The sequence below is a fragment of the Hydrogenophaga sp. genome, from assembly GCF_022844385.1.
Taxonomy (GTDB): Bacteria; Pseudomonadota; Gammaproteobacteria; order Burkholderiales; family Burkholderiaceae_C; genus Hydrogenophaga.
The window spans coordinates 1,917-5,608 of sequence record NZ_JALHLX010000175.1 but is presented as its reverse complement, the minus strand read 5'-3'; the positions used below and the strand labels follow the sequence as shown (position 1 = coordinate 5,608).

Annotated in this window: 3 protein-coding genes; 1 reads left to right on the top strand and 2 read right to left on the bottom strand. The window is 68.0% G+C overall.

Annotated features, from left to right (window positions below; genetic code table 11):
• Positions 1 to 84 precede the first annotated feature (84 nt).
• Positions 85 to 1,620, bottom strand: a complete 1,536-nt coding sequence (locus Q0C59_RS18180) for an ABC transporter ATP-binding protein (protein WP_291218192.1) — start codon at positions 1,618 to 1,620, stop codon at positions 85 to 87.
• Positions 1,617 to 2,597 carry a LysR family transcriptional regulator gene (locus Q0C59_RS18175; RefSeq protein ID WP_291218190.1) on the bottom strand — a complete coding sequence of 327 codons (981 nt, stop codon included), beginning with the start codon at positions 2,595 to 2,597 and terminating at the stop codon, positions 1,617 to 1,619. Before Q0C59_RS18175 ends, Q0C59_RS18180 begins: the two co-directional genes overlap by 4 nt.
• Before the next feature lie 94 nt (positions 2,598 to 2,691).
• Between Q0C59_RS18175 and Q0C59_RS18170 the strand changes: the two genes are divergently transcribed.
• On the top strand, positions 2,692 to 3,692 hold a 1,001-nt coding region (locus Q0C59_RS18170), incomplete at its 3' end, for an FAD binding domain-containing protein (protein ID WP_291218188.1).

The window sequence follows — 3,692 nt, the reverse complement described above, 5'->3', positions numbered from 1 at the left end:
AGGATCACGCCGATGACGACCGTGATGGCCAGCGCCAGCAGCGGCGACGCGTAGCCCCAGCCCTTGGACGGCTGCGGGCGGACTTCAAGCCGCAGCATGGGCGGTCTCCTTGTTGTTGTTCTCTGTGTCGTCCCAGAGGCCCGACATCCACTCACCAATGCGTTCGATGGTTGCGTCCTTGCGGTCCAGGCTCGGGGACAGGCGCCCCTTGGCAATCACGTGCAGGCGGTCGCTGATCTCGAAAAGTTCGTCGAGCTCTTCGCTCACCACCAGCACCGCGCAGCCCGCGTCGCGCAGCGCCAGGATTTCGCCGCGGATCTGCGCCGCGGCGCCCACGTCCACCCCCCAGGTGGGCTGGCTCACGATGAGCAGTTTGGGTTTGGCCTCGATCTCGCGGCCCACGATGAATTTCTGCAGGTTGCCACCCGAGAGCGACTTGGCCGCCGCGTCCGGCCCGTTGGCCTTCACGTTGTAGCGCGCGATCACCTCGGCGGCCTGCTTGCGCAGCGCGCCCACCTTGATCCAGCCGCCCGCGCCCAGCGCGTCGTTGCGCGAGAGCAGCAGGTTGTGCGCGAGCGAGAGTGTGGGCACGGCGCCGCGCCCCAAGCGCTCTTCGGGCACGAAATGCAGGCCCAGCGCGCGGCGTTTGCCCGGGCTCAGGCGCGACACATCGCTGCTGCCCATGCGGATGCTGCCAGCCGGTGCGCGCGTGTCCTCGCCCGAGAGGCAATAGAGCAGCTCGCTCTGCCCGTTGCCCGACACACCCGCGATGCCCACCACCTCGCCCGCGCGCACCGTGAGCGCAATGTCGACCAGGTGGGTGCCGAAAGGGTCGTCGCTGGCCAGCGTGAGGCCGCTCACCTCCAGCACTGGCGCACCGGCGTGCAGTTCACGCACGTTGAGCGCTGGCGGCTCGGCGCCGATCATCAGGCGCGAGAGCGAGGCGTTACTTTCCTGGCGCGGGTCGCACACACCCGTGACCTTGCCGCCGCGCAAGACCGTGCACGCGTCGCACAGCTCGCGGATCTCGTGCAGCTTGTGGCTGATGTAGAGGATGCTGCAGCCCTGCGCCGCCAGCAGCCGCAGCACCACAAAGAGTTTTTCCACCGCCTGCGGCGTGAGCACCGAGGTGGGCTCGTCGAGGATGAGCAGCTGCGGGCGCGTGAGCAGCGCGCGGATGATCTCCACCCGCTGCATCTCGCCCACGCTGAGCGTGTGCACCGGGCGCGAGGGGTCGATGTCGAGTCCGTATTCGGCCGCCTTGGCGGTGATGCTCGCGCTCACCTCGGGCAGCGTGAGCGCCTTGTCGAGCCCCAGCCACACGTTCTCGGCCACGGTGAGTGTGTCGAACAGGCTGAAGTGCTGGAACACCATGCTGATACCCAGCGCGCGCGCCTCTTGCGGGTTGCGGATGTGCACCGGCTGGCCGTTGAACATGACCGTGCCTTCGTCCGGTTTGACCGAGCCGTAAATGATCTTCATCAGCGTGGACTTGCCAGCGCCGTTTTCGCCCAGCACCGCGTGCACCGAACCCGGCAACACGGTGAGCGACACGTCGCTGTTGGCCACCACGCCGGGGTAACGCTTGGTGATGCCGCTGAGTTGCAGTCGGTTTGTCATGCGGATGCACCTTGGGGATGGTTGCCGTTGGCAACGGGGTCGGGCTCCAGGCGGCGCAGGGAAGCGGCCACGCCCTTGATCTGTTCGCGCAGCCAGCGCCCGGCAGTTGAAGCGTGGGTGCGCTCGTGCCAGAGCTGGTAATACATCATGCGGGGGAACGGCACCGGGCAGGGCAACACCTGCACCGGCAACGTACCCACAAAACGCTCGCAGTACTGCCGCCCGGTGGTGAGCACCAGCAGGCTGCCCGCCACCATGGCCGGGATCAAGCCGAAATGCGGGCAACGCGCGGTGATGTTGCGCACCATGCCCAGCGTGGCCAGGTGGTCGTCGATGAAGCCGCGCGCGCCGGGGTGGGTGGGCGTGGGCGCAATGTGCTCGGCGCCCAGCCAGGCTTCCACGTCCCAGCCGCGTCGCACAGCGGGGTGCTGGTTGGACACCAGGCACACCACCTCGTCGCCAAACAGGCGGCCCAGGTGCAGGTCGTCCGGCGGCTGCGCCCAGTTTCCGATGACCACGTCCACCGTGCCCTGGGCGAGGTGGTTGCGGTAGTCGGAGTCGCGCGAGAGCGGGTGGATGTCGATCGGGCAGTGGGGCGCGGCGCTCTTGAGCTGCGACACCAGCTGCGGCAGAAAGAAGGGGTCGAGGTAGTCGCTGGCGGCCAGGCTGAAGGTGTGGTGGGCGGTGGCCGGGTCAAAACTGCGGGCATCGGAGAAGAGCACCTCGGCACTGCGCAGGATGTCGGCCGCCGGTTCGATCATGCGCAGGCCGGCCACGGTGGGCACCATGCCCGAGCCCGAACGCACCAACAAGGGGTCTCCGGCCAACTCGCGCAGGCGCTTGAGCGCCGCGCTCACCGCCGGCTGGTACATGCCCATGCGCAGCGCCGCGCGCGAAACGCTGCGCTCCGTGAGCACGGTGTGCAGCACGCGGATGAGGTGCAGGTCTATCTTGTCGAACATCGACACGTATTTCATACCCGGCTCAGTGTCGTTGGGATGGTGGTTTCGGCATTTTCAACATATGGCTGAGCATATGTTGTGCCATGGGGCCCGGCGTATGCTGGCGCGCATGACCCCCCCGATTTCACCCCAAACCCTGACCTTCTGGCGCCGCGGACACGCCGTGACGCTGGACAACGTGCCCGCCGACCGCACCCTGCTGGAGGTGCTGCGCGAAGACCTGCACTGCACCGGCACCAAGGAAGGCTGCGGCGAAGGCGACTGCGGCGCCTGCACCGTGGTGCTGGGCGAGGCGGTCGGCGGGAAGCTGCAATACAAGGCCATCAACAGCTGCATCCGGCTGGCTCATTCGGTGCAGGGCCTGGCGGTGTGGACCACGGAAGACCTGGTGTCGGCCAAGGGTGAGCTGCATCCGGCACAAGAAGCCATGGTGCATTGCCACGGCAGCCAGTGCGGTTTCTGCACCCCCGGGTTTGTCATGAGCCTGTTCGGCATGTACCAGAACACGGGCGGCGGGCAAGGTGTCGACCGTGCGCAAGCCCAGGTGGAACTCTCAGGCAACCTGTGCCGCTGCACCGGCTACCGCCCCATTTTTGACGCAGCGCAGCAGATGGGCAGCCTGCCCCTGCCGGCCGGCTGCGGCGTGAACGAACCCGTGGTGGTGGCCGCGCTGGAAGCCCTGGGTGAGCGCCCCGCCCCCGCCGCCGACGGCGTCTACATGCGCCCCCCCACCCTGACCCGCCTGCTGCAGGCGCGTGCGGCGCACCCGCAAGCCCAGGTGGTGGCCGGCTGCACCGACGTGGGCCTGTGGGTGACCAAGATGCACAAGCGCTTTGCCCAGGTGCTGGACGTGACCGCCGCCGAAGAGCTGCGCCGCGTGGAAACCTACCCGCACCACATTGCCATTGGCGCGGCGGTGTCGCTGCACGAGGCCTACGCCGCCCTGGTGAGCGAGCGCCCACCCCTCAAAACCTTCGCACAACGCTTCGCCGGCCTGCCGGTGCGCAACTCGGGCACGCTGGGCGGAAACGTGGCCAATGGTTCGCCGATCGGCGACAGCATGCCGCTGCTGATTGCACTGGGGGCGAGTGTGGTGCTGATGCGGTGGGA